Here is a 13,849-nt window from a genome sequence, read left to right on the forward strand (position 1 = left end):
CTATCAGCCGATGAAAGTAAATACTGCACGCTGTTAACACCAAGGCGTGTAAGCATTGGCTTACACGATTGACGCGCGGGTCATTTATGCCGCCTCAAAGCACACTTCCAAGGTTGCGCTGCCGCACGGCGCCTGCAGCTCCTGCACCAATACGGGGCCTTTCACTGGGTGAATGATCTGATGGTTTAAGCCCGAAAGTGTGGTGGGGCGGGTCAAATTTAAGTCTATTCCGAGCTCCACCAGTAGCGGCTTGGCGGCGCCGGTGACCATATTGGTTATTTCGCCCACCAAATCGCACACTTCGGCATCTACCTGCGCGTGTTTTTCGCCCAGCATGCGGCTGAAAATTTCGAAAATCAGTTCTTGCGAAAAGCTGACGGCCAGGCTGCCCTTTACGCCCTTGCTATCTAACGCGATGATACCCGTCACTATGCCCTGTGCAGTGTGTGTATTTTTGATACCTTTGGCGCCAGGCTTTGACTCCAGCTGCGCCATGGTGAATAACACTTGGTGCAGGGCTTGATAAAAAGGGAGCAAGAGCGTGTCGTTCAGATAGGGGGTGCCGCCAAACTGCGTGGATATGGGTTTTAGTATAGATAGTGGTGCGTCTGGCTAAGGCGTCCCAAGTATGTAATTCTAAGAACATAATGTAATGTAAATGATGGGTTGATATTCCCGCCACTAAATGGAGAGCGTGATGCGTGCTATCGTAAAAAAGATTGTGGGGCAGAGTGTATTAGGGTTGATGTTGGCGAGTAGTGTACAGGCGGCAGACACTGCCCCGACTATTAGCGCGGTACCTGTCGCAGAGGGGCTGTATATGTTGGCAGGCCAGGGCGGCAATATGGGGTTGTCTGTGGGGGCTGACGGGGTGTTTCTCATCGACGATCAGTTCGCGCCCTTGACCGATGAAATCGTGGCCAGTATTGGCAAGTTGTCATCGGAGCCCGTTAAGTTTTTGATCAACACCCACTGGCATTATGATCACACGGGCGGCAACGAAAACTTCGGCAAGCGCAGCGCCATCATTGTGGCTCACAATAACGTGCGTACTCGCTTAGAAGCGGGTGGCGTAATTGAGGCATTCAAGAAAAGTGTGCCGCCAGCGAGCCCCGAAGCACTGCCCGTGATTACCTTTGAGCAGGCGATTACCTTTCACTTTAATGGCGACACCATCGATGTGACGCACCCATCGCCTGCACATACGGATGGCGATGCCATTATTTATTTCAAGAAGGCCAATGCGGTGCACATGGGCGATACTTATTTTAATGGCTTCTATCCATTTATCGACGCGAGCAGTGGCGGCAAAATGCTGGGTGTTATCAATGCAGTAGCCGATGTCCTGTCAAAAATAGACGATCAAACCCGTGTCATTCCAGGTCACGGAAAGCTCAGCAACAAGAAAGAATTAGCAGCGTATCACGCGATGTTAAAAACCGTTTATGCGAAAGTCTCTGCCTTGAAGCAAGCGGGCAAGAGCGCCGAGCAAGTGATTGCCGCAAAACCGAGCAGCCAGTTTGATGCGCAATGGGGTAATGGGTTTCTGACGCCAGACCAGTGGGTTGGCATTATTTACGAGGCCATATAATGAAAATTATTGAGGCCAAAACGGCGCCTAATGCCCGTAGGGTGCGTATTTTTTTAGCAGAAAAAGGTGTGCTTGATCAGGTGGCCTTTGAGCAGGTGGACATTCAGGCTGGAGCCAATTTATCCGCCGAATATCGCGCTAAAAACATGACCACCAAGGTGCCCACACTGGTGCTAGAGGACGGTACCTGTATTGGCGAGTCGGTGGCGATTTGCCGTTACTTTGAGGCGCTGCACCCAGAGCCTAGCTTAATGGGGCAGGGTGCATTGCTTCAGGCAAGTATTGAAATGTGGCAAAGACGCGCTGAATTTCACTTAATGTTGCCTGTGGGCATGTGCTTTCAGCACACCACGGGTTATTTTAAAGATCGCATGCTACCGGTGCCAGCCTACGGCGAAGAGTGCGGCCGGCAGGCACAATTATTTATGGCGCAGCTCGATGAGCACTTGCGCGATCACCGTTATCTTGCCGGCGAGCACTTTTCTATTGCTGATATTACGGCGTTGTGTGCGATTGATTTTGCACGGGTAGTGAAAATTCGTATCCAGGATGAGTGGGAGAATCTGCAGCGATGGTACAAGACGGTATCGACGCGCCCAAGCGCGGGCGTTTAACAGCGAGCTTTAGTTTGGTTGCAGGCTCGCATCGAGCGCCGACGCTATTGGCTGAAAGCTGCCTTGCTCGATAACGGAAAATGTGTGTTGTACTTGTGCTTTCAGCTCACCTTGTTCTGGCGGGATATCTTCAATAACCCGCCAGAGCAGGTTTTTTAGGTGGGCTAGTTGCGCGTCTACTTGATCGTACATGACGCTGGTCTCCAGCAGTTGGTGTATATCGTCGTCGGTTTCCCGCTGTATAATTTCTTCGAGCCAGGTTTCGTGTTCTTCCTGCATTAATCCCGAACGTACAATGGAAATGGCCAGTCTCCCGAGCATGGCGGCAATACTGCGGTTGAGAGGGTGCTTGGTTTTAGCGATGAGCTGGCGCGACAGGGTGCGCACCATGTCAAAATAGGGCTCCATGTGCCTGTGCCGTGATAGCAGTTGCGTTGCGCTGGCGTGTTCGGGCGGCGGTGAGCTGGGTTTTTGCGAGCGCTGAAACAAAATGGCAGTGGCTTTGTAAACTTGCTCAAAATGCAAGTTGTCGTTGAGCTTTAAGGCCGACAAAATCATGTTGTGGGTGTGCTCGCCATACTTTTTGTAGGCGTGGTAGGCCGTTACGATATCATCGGCAATGCCAATAATTTGCGAGGTGCGGCTGAGTTCATCGCCAAACTTTTGTTGCGGAAACCCGGTGCCATCGGTGCGTTCGTGGTGGTCCAGTACCGTAGTTCCCACTTCTTTAGGTAGCTCGGGTACCGAATCGATAAAGCGTTTGGCAATAATAGGGTGCGCCAGCAGCGAGTGCCACTCCTCTGCAGAAAAATCTCGGGTTTTGGTGGCGAGGTGATGCGGAATATACAAAAATCCGCAATCGTGCAGGAGCGCCGCCATAAATACCGTCTGCTGTTCGCGTTGTGACAACTGCATTTGCCTGGCGATCGCCAGGCCCGCCAGAGCGGTGAAAACACTGTTGTTGTAAATCTCGGGCAGGCGGGTAGCTAGGACGGTAATGTTTTGTTTAACCAGTGGAAACTTGCCGTAATAGGTACACAAGCTTTTGAGCGCTGTTTCGAATGACTCTCCGGTCATCACCTGGTGCAAGCCGGGCACGGTGGCGCCAAAGCTTTTTAAGTATTTAAACAGCTGCGAGGGGCCGTAAGTTTTTTCCAGCGCAATGCACTGCTCTATGGGCTTTATCAAGCGGTGCTTGACGATCATCTGCGCGCGACGCTCGGTCAGGTTTTCACCTTTTTTCAGGATTACAGCGCCCTGCTCGTTGCAGATATCCTCGCTCACTAAGACGTTTTGTGTTTCGTTTAGATCGGACAGGTGCTGGCAAAAGTGAGGGTTGCCATCCTGTTCACCTGCTGCCTGTATGGCCTGGCGTTCTAGCAGGTAGTGGTTAGCGTCATTCATGGTTTAGCTCTTCCCTGGGGGCGACCAATCTAGGAAAGTGTAGCAGGGCATCTACCCCGTGGAGCGCTAGGTGGGCAGTACTGGAGAATTTTTGATGGTTTGTAGGCTGAAGGTGGAAACGATATTTTTCACCCCGGGAAATTTCAGAATGCGTCGCATGCTGATGTCTGCAAAGTCGTCAATGTTGCGGGCCACAACGCGCAGTAGGAAATCGTAATCGCCGCTGGTGGCGTAGCACTCCATAATATGCCCCTCAGCTGCGACGGCCTCAAGAAACGCCTCAGTGTCTTCTTCGGAGCGCTGGTCCAGTGTGACTTGTACAAAGGCGGTGACGTCTAAGCCCAGTTTGCGCTGGTCAACGATGGCGGCGTAGCCGGAAATGACGCCAGCTTCCTCAAGCTGCTTTACGCGCCGAAAACAGGGCGATTCGGACAAGCCCACTTTCTGGGCCAGCTCTACATTACTGGCGCGACCGTTTTGCTGAAGTATTCTGAGGATGCGTCTTTCGCTGTCACTGAATTTCATGGGCTAATTCATCTGCCTTAGGACTGAGTTGGCAATAATAGCCCCAAAAAACACAAAAATCAGGTGGTGTTGCTGTGGGTCGCTAGGCTGGCGCTATATGTCCCAGCTGCTGGCGCGGTGTTCTTTAATGTGCACCCCAAAGCTGCCGTCTACATGGAGGTGTTTGATGAGGTAAGACTTGTCCAGTGTGCCGCGGGTGATATCGGAGAGATCCAGCAGTTTGTAGGCGCAGGGTTGCTTATCTTCATCGCGAACCCGAATGATTTTGGGCAGGTGTTGGGCGCCCTTATTTTTGGCCAGCACCAAACCTACCATGCCGTTTTCAAGTTCGACGATACTGCCCGGAGGATAGAGGCCAACGAATTGAATAAATTCGAGTGTCAGCTCTTCGTCAAACTGTTTGCCCCGATTCTCGTAGAGGATTTTCATAGCCTCGGTGACAGGGCGGGCATCGCTGTAACAGCGGTTGCTGGTGATGGCGTCATAGCTGTCGACAATGGAGATAATGCGCGCGTAGGACGAAATGTTTTCTCCTTTCGTGTGCAATGGGTAACCCGAGCCGTCGACGCGTTCGTGGTGGCCGTGTGCAGCTTCAATTACGGCTTTGGGTATTTGCGGCGTTTGTTGTAGCAGGTTGCGACCGTGCACGGCGTGGGTGGAAATTATTCTAAACTCTTTATCGGTTAGCTTGCCGGGTTTGTTCAAAATTTCCGGCGGCACCCGCATCTTGCCCACATCGTGTAACAAGCCCGCAAGCCCCACCAGGTAGAGCTCATCTTCTGTCAATTTCAGGTGCCGGCCGAAGGCTATGGCCAGGATACTGACATTCAGGCAGTGCTCTGCCGTGTATTCATCGCGGTTGCGAATTTTTGACATCCACAAGAGTGCATCAGGGTTGCGCAATATGCTTTGTACGCAATTGCGCACCGCGGTTTCCGCCTCGGGCAGCGAAACTGGTTTGCCCTGGGCGGCATTGTTGAGGATGTTAACGGCTGTGGCCTTGTTGGCGTGGTAGATCTTGCGGGCTTGCTCGTGCTCTTCTTCAGCGCTGAGCTGATTCTTGTAGTTTTTTTGATTTTTTTGTAGGCCGCTGTCGGGTGCCTCGCCCACGTCTGCCGGACGCACATCGAAGTCTTCGCTATGTTCAATGAACACGTATGTGCAGTGCTCGCGCAGCGCTTCGATTTCAGCATCGCTGGTAAGGGTGAATCCCTGCAGCAAAAAGGGCGTATCTAGCCAGTCGCAATCAAGCTCCGATACGTACATGCCAAGGCGCAAGTCGTCCACTCGGCATTTGATCGTTTTGAGGCTTTGGCTGGTGCTGCGCTTTGACGAGTCGTTCATCTGTTACAGAATTCTGCGTGACTGGATTGGAGTGCGCACGGGTTGTATTTCCCTTGTGCCCGCATGCCTTGGGCCAGGGTACAGCAGTCGCTCTGACTTGTAATAGGGGCGTTTCAGTACGACCGTGCGCCACTTCAGTCTAAGCGAGGAAGGCGCCAAGAGCCAGTGCAGAGCATGAATAAATAGCTAGCCCTGCACGGCCATGGTCGGCGCTACTCGTATTTGCACAAATAGGCAGTTTGCTCTGTGGTTTTAACGCCGAAGGATTGGTTGGCTTCCACGATAAAGGTTTCACCGGCGCTATAGGTATGCCAGTCATCTGCGCCCGGTAGCTTAACGGTAAGGGCGCCGCTGACCACGGTCATGTACTCGCGCTTGCTGGTGCCAAATTCGTACTCGCCCACGGCCATAACGCCGACTGTGGCGGGCAAGTCGGCTGTTTGAAAGGCAATAGAGGTAACATTGTTGTCAAAGTAGCTGTTGACATTAAACATGGTGGCGTCCTGTGATCTCTGTATTGTGATTATGGCCCGCAGGTCAACCTGGGGCTTACGCATAAAAAAACCCTGAATACGGGGTATTCAGGGTTTTTAAATTTGGCTCCGGTGGCTGGGATCGAACCAGCGACCAACGGATTAACAGTCCGCTGCTCTACCGCTGAGCTACACCGGAAAAGTCGCTTCCTCTGTGGAAGTGGCGCGTATCTTATTGTCAGAATTCAGAGTGGTCAAGGGATTTTTATAAAAAAATTCATGGGCTTACGCGATTTGTTTAGCGGGTGATCAGCTTGTTTGTTTGGTAGCCAGCAGGGCCATTGGCGCACCCAGTTTTGCAATATTTGGCTTGGCTCGCCACACTGTGCCTATGGATAGAAACACAGCAATAAAGTTGCCAGCGGCGGAAAACCCACTATTAACCGCCGTTGGGCGCTATGTTAGCGAGTGCCAGGCGCGGGGAGAGCCAGGCTTGTCGGAGGGCGAGCTGCTGGTTTGGCTGAGGGCTCAGGCGCTGGTGCCCGAAGCGTACTTGGCGCCCGATGCCTTGTACCGGGTGCACTTCTTGATGCGCAATGCGCTCTACCGATGGGCGCTCAACTGCAGCCAGTGGCAATGGCAGTTTTCGGCGCTGGGTGTCCGGTGGACGCAAGCGGTGCGCCCAGCTGAAGGTGATCAAACTTTGCCGGCTGAAGACCTGGCCGATTCGGCGCTCGCCAACTACTACCTGAATCTGGCCAATTTAAACCTCAGTGCCGAAGCAGTGGAGGCGCTGCTGGCGAGTTTTTGGCGTCAGTTTGAAGGCTATATTCAAGGGCAGGGAGAGCACTTGCAGGCGGCGTTAGCATTGCTGGAATTGGACAAGCTAACCGATTTCGACAGTTTAAAGCGCCAGTACCGGCGTAGAGCCATGGCGCTGCACCCAGATCGCGGCGGTTCGGACAGTGCCCTGCAGGCCCTCAATAGCGCCTTTGAGCTGGCTCGGCACCATTTGCCTGCCTCCGCAGGTTGAGTTCCGGCCTATTTTGACAGCGTCAATACTTTAAAACTGCCGTTATTGGCCATTACCTTGATTTGGCGAAAAAGGCTGAGCGCACGCTTTTCCAATCCAACGAACTGATTGACGACCACCAGTGCCTGGCCGCCGGGCGCGAGCCAGTGGTGCATGGCCTCTACAAATTTCTCGGTGATGTCGCCCGAAGGTGAAAAGCCCTGGTGGAATGGGGGGTTGCACAGCACCAAATCAACGGGCTCGCGCAAAGGTACGCCCAGCTTATCCAGGCCTCGGTCGCCGGCAAAGCAGTCGGCCCAGGCGCCGCAATTGTGCTGGACGGCGATCAGGGCGGCGGCACAGTTATCCGTGGCCAGCCAGTGGATGTCCGGCTGGGGCAGCAGTGCGCGTGCAGCGAGACTGATCAAGCCATAACCACAGCCCAGGTCTAAAATTCGCTTGGGCAATTGTGGGAGTTGCGCGGCCCAGTGCGGGATTTGCTCGATAAGAAACTGGCTGCCGTCGTCCACTTTTTGCCAGCCAAAGGTGCCGGGTTTGGCCTGTAAAGGGGCGTCTTGCCAATGGCAGGTTGTTCTTAGTGTTGGGTAGTCCTGGCAGTCGAGTTCTGGCGCCTGCGGGGAGGCTGAAGTCACTGCGGCCAGGTAGTGATTGCCGTGCTTTTTCAGGTGTTTGTTGCCAAACAGCGTGCCCGCGTGGTCGGCATAGCTTTTTATGCCTTCATTTTTTTGGCCAATTAGTATTAGTTGATCCCAGCGCGGGTGGCGAGCGGCCAGCTGGTTAAGCAGGTGGTGCACCACGGGGCGCTCTTTGGAGACGCGGTAAACCACGCGGCGGTAGTGTCTGGCATCCAGGGCCGCAGTTAAATCCCAGTCGCAAAACCAGCGCGCTTCGCTGGTGAGGTGTTGATACACATCCCAGCGGTTGGTTACGGCCGCTGCAGTGGGTGTGGCGATGGCCGCCAGGCCCTGGGTGTTTTCATCTGCCAGCCACAGGGTATCGGGCGCGGCCTGTGCCAGTTCGGCGAGCAGATGTTGTTCGGCATTGGCAAATTTCATGATCTATACGCTGGCAATTTCTTCGGGAGTTAGCGGCCGATATTGGCCTTCTGCTAGGTTGGGGTCTAGCTGAATGGTGCCGATGCGCTCGCGGTGCAGTGCGGTGACGCGGTTATTGACGGCGCCCAGCATGCGCTTTACCTGGTGGTAGCGCCCCTCGCTGATGGTCACTCGGCATTGTTGGTTGGGCAGCGCTACGACATGGGCCGGCCGCGTGGGGTGGGTCTCGTTGCGCAACATCAGGCCCGCTTCAAACTGCGCGGGCGCGCTCGCTGCCAGCGGCTCAGCCAGGCTGGCCAGGTAGGTTTTTTCGCAGGCGCGCTTCGGGCTGGTGACGCGGTGATTCCAGCGGCCGTCATCGGTGATAAGCAATAGCCCAGTTGTATCCAGATCCAGTCGACCAACGATTTGGAGGCCGTGTTTGTTAGGTTCGTCCAGTAAGTCCAGCACGGTAGGGTGGTGAGCGTCCTGGGTGGCGCACAAATAGCCCGCTGGCTTATGCAGCATGAAATAGCGGGCTCCTGGTTGTTTTAATTCGGTGCCATCCAATGCGACGCTGTCTTGCGCGCGCACGGGAAAGGCTGGGCTGCTTACGGGGTCGCCGTCAACAGTCACGCGTCCGGCCTTGATGGCGGCCTGCACAGCTTTGCGCGACAGGTCTGTGGCCTGACTTATCCAGCGGTCAATGCGCATGCGGCCCGGGCCTCGATGGATGATAAGGTGATAGATCCAGGTAGTAGGATGCGGCCAAGGCTTCGAATTGTGTGCGCGCAAGATCGGTCATGTAGGGGCGTTCTAAAGTTAATACTTGGTAGACGCCGCGTCGCAATAATTTTGGCCCCTCTGACTCTATGTCCACTGCGAGCGAGGTGCAGATAAATCCAATCCAGTTCGTGAGCACCAGCCAGGCGTTATAGCTTAAATCTCGTTGTACGTCTTCTGACGCGTTGATCAGCCCTGCGCTGGCAAGTGCTTTGTGCAGCAGTCTACTTTGTTCAAAAACTGAGTGGAAAGTGGCTTTGTGCAAGCGCGCCAGCAATGGGGATTCGGCCAGAATGTGTTCTGTATTGCGATAGAAAAATCGGTATTCCCACATGGCTTCAGTGAGTGCGCTCAGCAGTCGCGCCTTATCGGCGAGCGCAAAGTTGCCGCCTGTGGGCAGAGTCATAAGGGACAGGACGTGAGTTCGGTGGGCGCCGTAGAGCTCTTCGATGATCGCGTTCTTATTGCGAAAGTGGTAATAGAGGTTGCCCGGTGAGATGCCGAGCTCTGCGGCAATATGGTTGGTGGTCACCGTGCGCTCGCCCTGGCGGTTGAACAGCCTAAGGCTGGTCGTGAGAATGCGGTCGCGCGTATTCGACATGCGTGTAAGGGTCCTGTACAGATGCGGGCGATTATAGCTGCTTGTGTCCCTGCTTGACAGACTAGAGTAAAAGCTCTAAAAAGTGAATTGGCAGTAGTCCTGGGCCGATGCGCCCGCTGGTCTTTGTCCATCGTTTAAGTGAGTGGTTCCGTCAGTTAAGGCTATGGCGCGCAGTTCAGGCCCGCTCACTATTTATCATCGTTGCCCAGGAGGCCGCATGAATACCGCAACACAGGCGTTTAACGAAGGTGAGATAAGTTCCGAACAGCTGTCGGCGCTTTTGGGGCGCCAACGCGCGTCCTACCGGGCAAACCCTATGCCTTCGGCGCAGGAGCGCAGAGCAAAATTGCAGCGCCTGAAGGCCATGGTGCTAACCCATCAGGAGGCACTGCTTTCGGCTATGAGTGCCGACTTCTCGGCTCGCTCGCGTCACGAGATGTTGATGGCCGAAGTGCTGGGCTTGGTGGAGGCCGTGGGTTACCTCAGTAAGCGCGTCGCCAAATGGATGAAACCGGAGCGGCGCAGTTTGCCTTTGCACCTTCAACCGGGTAGGGCAAGTGTGGTTTATCAGCCACTGGGTGTCGTCGGCATTATGGTGCCGTTTAATTATCCATTACTGTTGGCCTTGGGGCCATTAGCGAGCGCATTGGCGGCAGGCAATCACGCCATGATCAAGATGCCGGAGGCTACACCGCGTACCTCTGCGCTCTTGGCAGAGATCATTGCCGACACCTTCGCGCCCGAGTGCGTAACGGTGATTAATGGCGGGCCGGCGGTGGCTGCGCAGTTTGCAGCATTGCCCTTTGATCATATTCTGTTTACCGGTGCGGGCAGCATTGGCAAGCAGGTGATGCGCGCTGCTGCGGACAATTTAACGCCTGTGACATTGGAGCTGGGCGGTAAGTCGCCAGTTATCATTGGCCCCGATTTCCCCTTGGAAGAAGCTGCGCGGCGGCTGTGTTATAGCAAGTCGGTAAACGCAGGCCAGACCTGTGTGGCACCGGATTACATTTTTGTGCCCGAGGGGAAGGTGGAGGCGTTTAAGGCGGCCTACAAAGCGGCTTTTCACCAGTTCTATCCGCGCGTGTCGGGCAACCCGGACTGCACCGCGGTGATCAGCGAGCGACACCAGCAGCGCTTAGCTGCCTGGGTTAAGGCGGCAGAGTCCGCCGGCGCACAGGTGGAGCCGGTGTCAGATGAGATTGTGGACGATGGCAGTCGGCGCCAAGTGCCTCTATTGGTCACCAACGTTAATCGCGACATGACGTTAATGCAGGAGGAAATTTTCGGTCCTGTGTTGCCGATTCTGCCTTACGGTGATTTGCAGCAAGCGATCGATTACGTGAACCAAGGCGAGCGACCGCTGGCTCTCTATTACTTCGGTTTTGATAAGCGCCAGCAGCAGCGGGTGTTGGAATTTACCCACAGCGGCGGGGTGGTATTTAACGAAACCATGCTGCATGTGGCGGTGGATGATTTGCCGTTTGGCGGTGTCGGAGCCTCGGGTATGGGGCACTACCACGGCAAGGAGGGTTTTATCACCTTCAGCAAACCCAAGGCGGTGCTCTACAAGACCAAGTTTAATGGTATGCAGCTGTTGTACCCGCCTTACGGAAACTTTGTGGATCGCGTTTTACGCTTTCTCGTGCGTTAGCCAGGCTGGGTCTAAAGTTTGTTGCCAGTCCTTCTCGTGCCAGGAAATTTGTTTAACCGCCTGCACAAATTTAGGCGCGGCGGGGCAGCGCAGTTGCAAGGGCGCTCCGGTCACCGGATGTGCGAGGTCCAATCCAACGGCGCTCAACAATAAGTGATCGGCGCCAAAGTGTTGGGCGAAAAAACGGTTGTGTGCACTTTTGCCGTGCTTGGCGTCGCCAATGATAGGGTGACCGGCGTGTTTCAAGTGGCGCCGGATTTGATGTTTGCGCCCGGTGTGGGGTTGGCACAGTACCAGCGAATAGCGGCTCATGGGGTAGCGGTCTACGGCGTAGGGTAGTTCGCACGTTGCCAGGCTGGTGAAGTCGGTAACGGCCGGCTGCGCGGCCTTGTCCTGCTGTTTATGTTTGTCGGCAATGCGATCCAGCTTTACTGACAGTGCATAGTCCAGACGCTGACTGGGCATGTGGCCGCGACAGAGGGCCAGGTACTGTTTCTCGATGGTTTTATCGTTAAATTTGTCACTCAGTGTACGGGCGACATCGCTGTTAAGCGCAAACACCAATAAGCCCGAAGTGGGTTTATCGAGTCGGTGGATTGGGTAGACGTGTTGTCCGCCCAGCTGATCGCGTAGCAGTTGCACGGCAAAGCGGGTTTCGCGGCGATCTATGGGGCTGCGATGCACTAACAGGCCTGAGGGCTTATTAATGACCACGAGAAATTCATCTTGATACACAATCGGCAAGGTTTCTTGCGGGGCATCGGGTGAATGGCCAAGTGAGGCGTTGGGCTCAGCGGGGTGTGTCACATGGGTTGCTCAATGGGGTGAATACAAGCTCGTAGCCAGGTTAGCCGAGGTGAGGTGAGTTGCTGCGCGCACGTGCGGTGCGCGCAGCCATTGGCAATTTAAATAGATTTTTCGCCAGAGTCGACAGACTGGTATATCAGAGTGTTGATGGTCATGGGGCCCACACCGCCCGGCACAGGCGTATAGGCGCTTACCCGCTCTTTTAGGGGCGTAAGTTCAATATCGCCCACGCCGCCCGGGTGGTAGCCGGCATCCACGACTACGGCGCCGTCTTTAATCCACTCGGCCTTAATAAATTCGGGTTTCCCTACGGCGCCGACAACTATGTCTGCCTGCTTAATATGTGCCGATAAATTTTGCGTACGCGAGTGGCAAATGGTCACAGTGGCGTTGGCGCCCAGTAGCATCATGGCCATGGGTTTGCCCAGAATTGGGCTGCGGCCCACGACTACTGCGTGTTTGCCCGCTATGTCGATGTTGTAGGCCTCCAGTAGGCGCATAATGCCCTTGGGTGTCGCGCAACCGTAGGCCGACTCCCCCATGCTCATGCGGCCAAAGCCCAAGCAGGTTACGCCATCCACGTCTTTTTCCAGAGCGATGGCATCAAAGCAAGCGCGTTCGTCAATTTGCGGTGGCACCGGGTGTTGCAGCAGTATGCCGTGCACATTCGGATTGGTATTAAGTTCGTCGATTTTGGCCAGCAGTTGCTCGGTGGTCGTCGAAGACGGCATTTCCACTCGAATAGACCCCATGCCAATACGCTCACAGGCGTTGCCCTTCATTTTGACGTAGGTTGCGCTGGCCGGGTCGTCGCCCACCAATATAGTGGCCAATATTGGCGTTTGCCCGCCACTTTTCGCCTTGAGCGCAGCGACGCGAGCGCTGAGTTCTTGTTCAGTTTTTTGAGCTAGGGCTTTACCGTCGAGGAGCAGGGCGGCCATGGGCGTACTTTCCTATAGTGTGTAATATCGTTTGCTGGGGCTAAATACCGTGAAATTGCGGCCTTCGTGCGCTAAAATCTGTCTAAGTGGTCAGTAATTGTCGGCAGTGGCCTGCGGGCGCGCATTGTCCCACAGCTCTGGGAGTGCGCCAATAGGCGTGGTATTCGGATTGAGGAGGTCTATTGCAGGGCGCACATCGAGTCGTGTGTGGTTAGGGCGCCTCTCTATAACGTTAGGGTCACGCAGCAGGGGTTTGGCGCGAGGGCGGCCGGTTTAAGTCTAGCTTGCCGCGCCCCTTGTGTTGCCTTTTTGGCGCGTTAGGTGCCTGGTGATTCTGCCTGCGCCGTCCTGGGAGAGGTGCGCAGCGTATTCGAACAGGCAAACCCAGTTTGCGGCTTTGAAAGTGGGTGGGTGAGCGAGAAAAGCCCTGTGTTTTCAATCACCTAGTCGCGGTAAAAAAGTGAATTTCTTTTGTTGACGCGGGTAGGGTGCATGGGTATGATGCGCACCACTTGAAACGGCAAGCTGCCGTGTTGGGTAAGTCGGAGTGTAGCGCAGTCTGGTAGCGCGCCTGGTTTGGGACCAGGATGTCGGGGGTTCGAATCCCTCCTCTCCGACCATTTTAAGCGTTTGTTGCACCGAGGTGTCGTTCACGCGCCCGTAGCTCAGTTGGATAGAGCAACGGCCTTCTAAGCCGTGGGTCGCAGGTTCGAATCCTGCCGGGCGCGCCATTCTTGGCTCCGGTAGCAAAACCTCAGGTACTAAATCAGTACAAAATCAGCTTCTGCCGAATTTGTTACCTACACTGATTTTGATTTCCAGTTCCTCGGGCTGGGAATAGCGACAAATCAGCACCTCTATGGTGGGCGTAGCTCAGTTGGTAGAGCCCTGGATTGTGATTCCAGTCGTCGGGGGTTCAAGTCCCCTCGTCCACCCCATTTTTACCTCTCTTTTTGTGTCTTTCCTACTGATTGCCCAGCGCGCTAGCGCAAGCTGTTTTATAAGGCGCCGTTGAAGTCCGATGCGACACCCGGTTCGCAACGTG

14 protein-coding genes and 4 tRNA genes are annotated in these 13,849 nt (G+C 54.8%); 7 read left to right on the forward strand and 11 right to left on the reverse strand.

Going from position 1 to position 13,849, the window contains the following annotated elements:
- Positions 1–84 precede the first annotated feature (84 nt).
- Entirely contained in the window at positions 85–537 is a 453-nt protein-coding gene (locus tag ACW8F6_RS14435) for a chemotaxis protein CheX (protein ID WP_491576582.1), read from the reverse strand.
- A gap of 160 nt (positions 538–697) precedes the next feature.
- Here ACW8F6_RS14435 and ACW8F6_RS14440 point away from each other — a divergent pair, with 160 nt between their 5' ends.
- Both ACW8F6_RS14440 and ACW8F6_RS14445 read left to right on the forward strand, forming a co-directional pair.
- Positions 698–1,591, forward strand: coding sequence for an MBL fold metallo-hydrolase (locus ACW8F6_RS14440; protein ID WP_491576583.1), 894 nt, complete (start codon positions 698–700; stop codon positions 1,589–1,591).
- On the forward strand, positions 1,591–2,205 hold the full coding sequence (locus ACW8F6_RS14445) for a glutathione S-transferase family protein (RefSeq protein ID WP_491576584.1): 615 nt from the start codon (positions 1,591–1,593) through the stop codon (positions 2,203–2,205). Before ACW8F6_RS14440 ends, ACW8F6_RS14445 begins: the two co-directional genes overlap by 1 nt.
- Positions 2,206–2,214: 9 nt before the next feature.
- On the opposite strand, the gene ACW8F6_RS14450 is transcribed toward ACW8F6_RS14445, so the two are convergent.
- From ACW8F6_RS14450 to ACW8F6_RS14470, 5 genes are all read right to left on the reverse strand, one after another.
- Positions 2,215–3,609: an HD-GYP domain-containing protein gene (locus ACW8F6_RS14450; protein ID WP_491576585.1), complete on the reverse strand. Its 1,395-nt coding sequence runs from the start codon at positions 3,607–3,609 to the stop codon at positions 2,215–2,217.
- Between the two features lie 66 nt (positions 3,610–3,675).
- Entirely contained in the window at positions 3,676–4,134 is a 459-nt protein-coding gene (locus tag ACW8F6_RS14455; RefSeq protein ID WP_491576586.1) for an Lrp/AsnC family transcriptional regulator, read from the reverse strand.
- Between the two features lie 93 nt (positions 4,135–4,227).
- The gene (locus tag ACW8F6_RS14460) at positions 4,228–5,478 is read right to left on the reverse strand and encodes an HD-GYP domain-containing protein (protein ID WP_491576587.1); all 1,251 of its coding nucleotides are present in this window, start codon (positions 5,476–5,478) and stop codon (positions 4,228–4,230) included.
- A gap of 212 nt (positions 5,479–5,690) precedes the next feature.
- A complete protein-coding gene (ppnP, locus tag ACW8F6_RS14465) occupies positions 5,691–5,972 on the reverse strand; it encodes a pyrimidine/purine nucleoside phosphorylase (protein ID WP_491576588.1) in 282 nt (93 codons plus the stop codon).
- Between the two features lie 103 nt (positions 5,973–6,075).
- Positions 6,076–6,150 (reverse strand) — tRNA-Asn (locus ACW8F6_RS14470).
- A gap of 192 nt (positions 6,151–6,342) precedes the next feature.
- Between ACW8F6_RS14470 and ACW8F6_RS14475 the strand changes: the two genes are divergently transcribed.
- Entirely contained in the window at positions 6,343–6,984 is a 642-nt protein-coding gene (locus ACW8F6_RS14475; RefSeq protein ID WP_491576589.1) for a DNA-J related domain-containing protein, read from the forward strand.
- A gap of 8 nt (positions 6,985–6,992) precedes the next feature.
- On the opposite strand, the gene ACW8F6_RS14480 is transcribed toward ACW8F6_RS14475, so the two are convergent.
- The 3 genes from ACW8F6_RS14480 to ACW8F6_RS14490 are packed head-to-tail and all read right to left on the reverse strand — an operon-like array spanning position 6,993 to position 9,402.
- A complete protein-coding gene (locus ACW8F6_RS14480; protein ID WP_491576590.1) occupies positions 6,993–8,039 on the reverse strand; it encodes a class I SAM-dependent methyltransferase in 1,047 nt (348 codons plus the stop codon).
- Positions 8,040–8,042: 3 nt separating this feature from the next.
- Entirely contained in the window at positions 8,043–8,732 is a 690-nt protein-coding gene (gene rsuA / locus ACW8F6_RS14485) for a 16S rRNA pseudouridine(516) synthase RsuA (protein ID WP_491576591.1), read from the reverse strand.
- Entirely contained in the window at positions 8,722–9,402 is a 681-nt protein-coding gene (locus ACW8F6_RS14490; RefSeq protein ID WP_491576592.1) for a TetR/AcrR family transcriptional regulator, read from the reverse strand. The genes rsuA and ACW8F6_RS14490 overlap by 11 nt, the downstream gene beginning before the upstream one ends.
- Positions 9,403–9,619: 217 nt before the next feature.
- Between ACW8F6_RS14490 and ACW8F6_RS14495 the strand changes: the two genes are divergently transcribed.
- A complete protein-coding gene (locus ACW8F6_RS14495; protein ID WP_491576593.1) occupies positions 9,620–11,056 on the forward strand; it encodes a coniferyl aldehyde dehydrogenase in 1,437 nt (478 codons plus the stop codon).
- Here the strand turns inward: ACW8F6_RS14495 and ACW8F6_RS14500 are convergent.
- Together ACW8F6_RS14500 and folD are read right to left on the reverse strand one after the other, a co-directional pair.
- Positions 11,036–11,863, reverse strand: a complete 828-nt coding sequence (locus ACW8F6_RS14500) for a pseudouridine synthase (protein ID WP_491576594.1) — start codon at positions 11,861–11,863, stop codon at positions 11,036–11,038. The two genes, ACW8F6_RS14495 and ACW8F6_RS14500, sit on opposite strands and share 21 nt — an antisense overlap.
- Before the next feature lie 98 nt (positions 11,864–11,961).
- Entirely contained in the window at positions 11,962–12,804 is an 843-nt protein-coding gene (folD, locus tag ACW8F6_RS14505) for a bifunctional methylenetetrahydrofolate dehydrogenase/methenyltetrahydrofolate cyclohydrolase FolD (RefSeq protein WP_491576595.1), read from the reverse strand.
- Between the two features lie 543 nt (positions 12,805–13,347).
- Here folD and ACW8F6_RS14510 point away from each other — a divergent pair.
- The 3 genes from ACW8F6_RS14510 (at position 13,348) to ACW8F6_RS14520 (ending at position 13,742) form a co-directional block, all read left to right on the forward strand.
- Positions 13,348–13,424: transfer RNA gene (locus ACW8F6_RS14510), tRNA-Pro, on the forward strand.
- A 34-nt stretch (positions 13,425–13,458) separates the two neighbouring features.
- Positions 13,459–13,535, forward strand: a tRNA-Arg gene (locus ACW8F6_RS14515).
- Positions 13,536–13,666: 131 nt separating this feature from the next.
- Positions 13,667–13,742 (forward strand) — tRNA-His (locus ACW8F6_RS14520).
- Positions 13,743–13,849 lie beyond the last annotated feature (107 nt).

This window comes from Simiduia sp. (genome assembly GCF_058345725.1).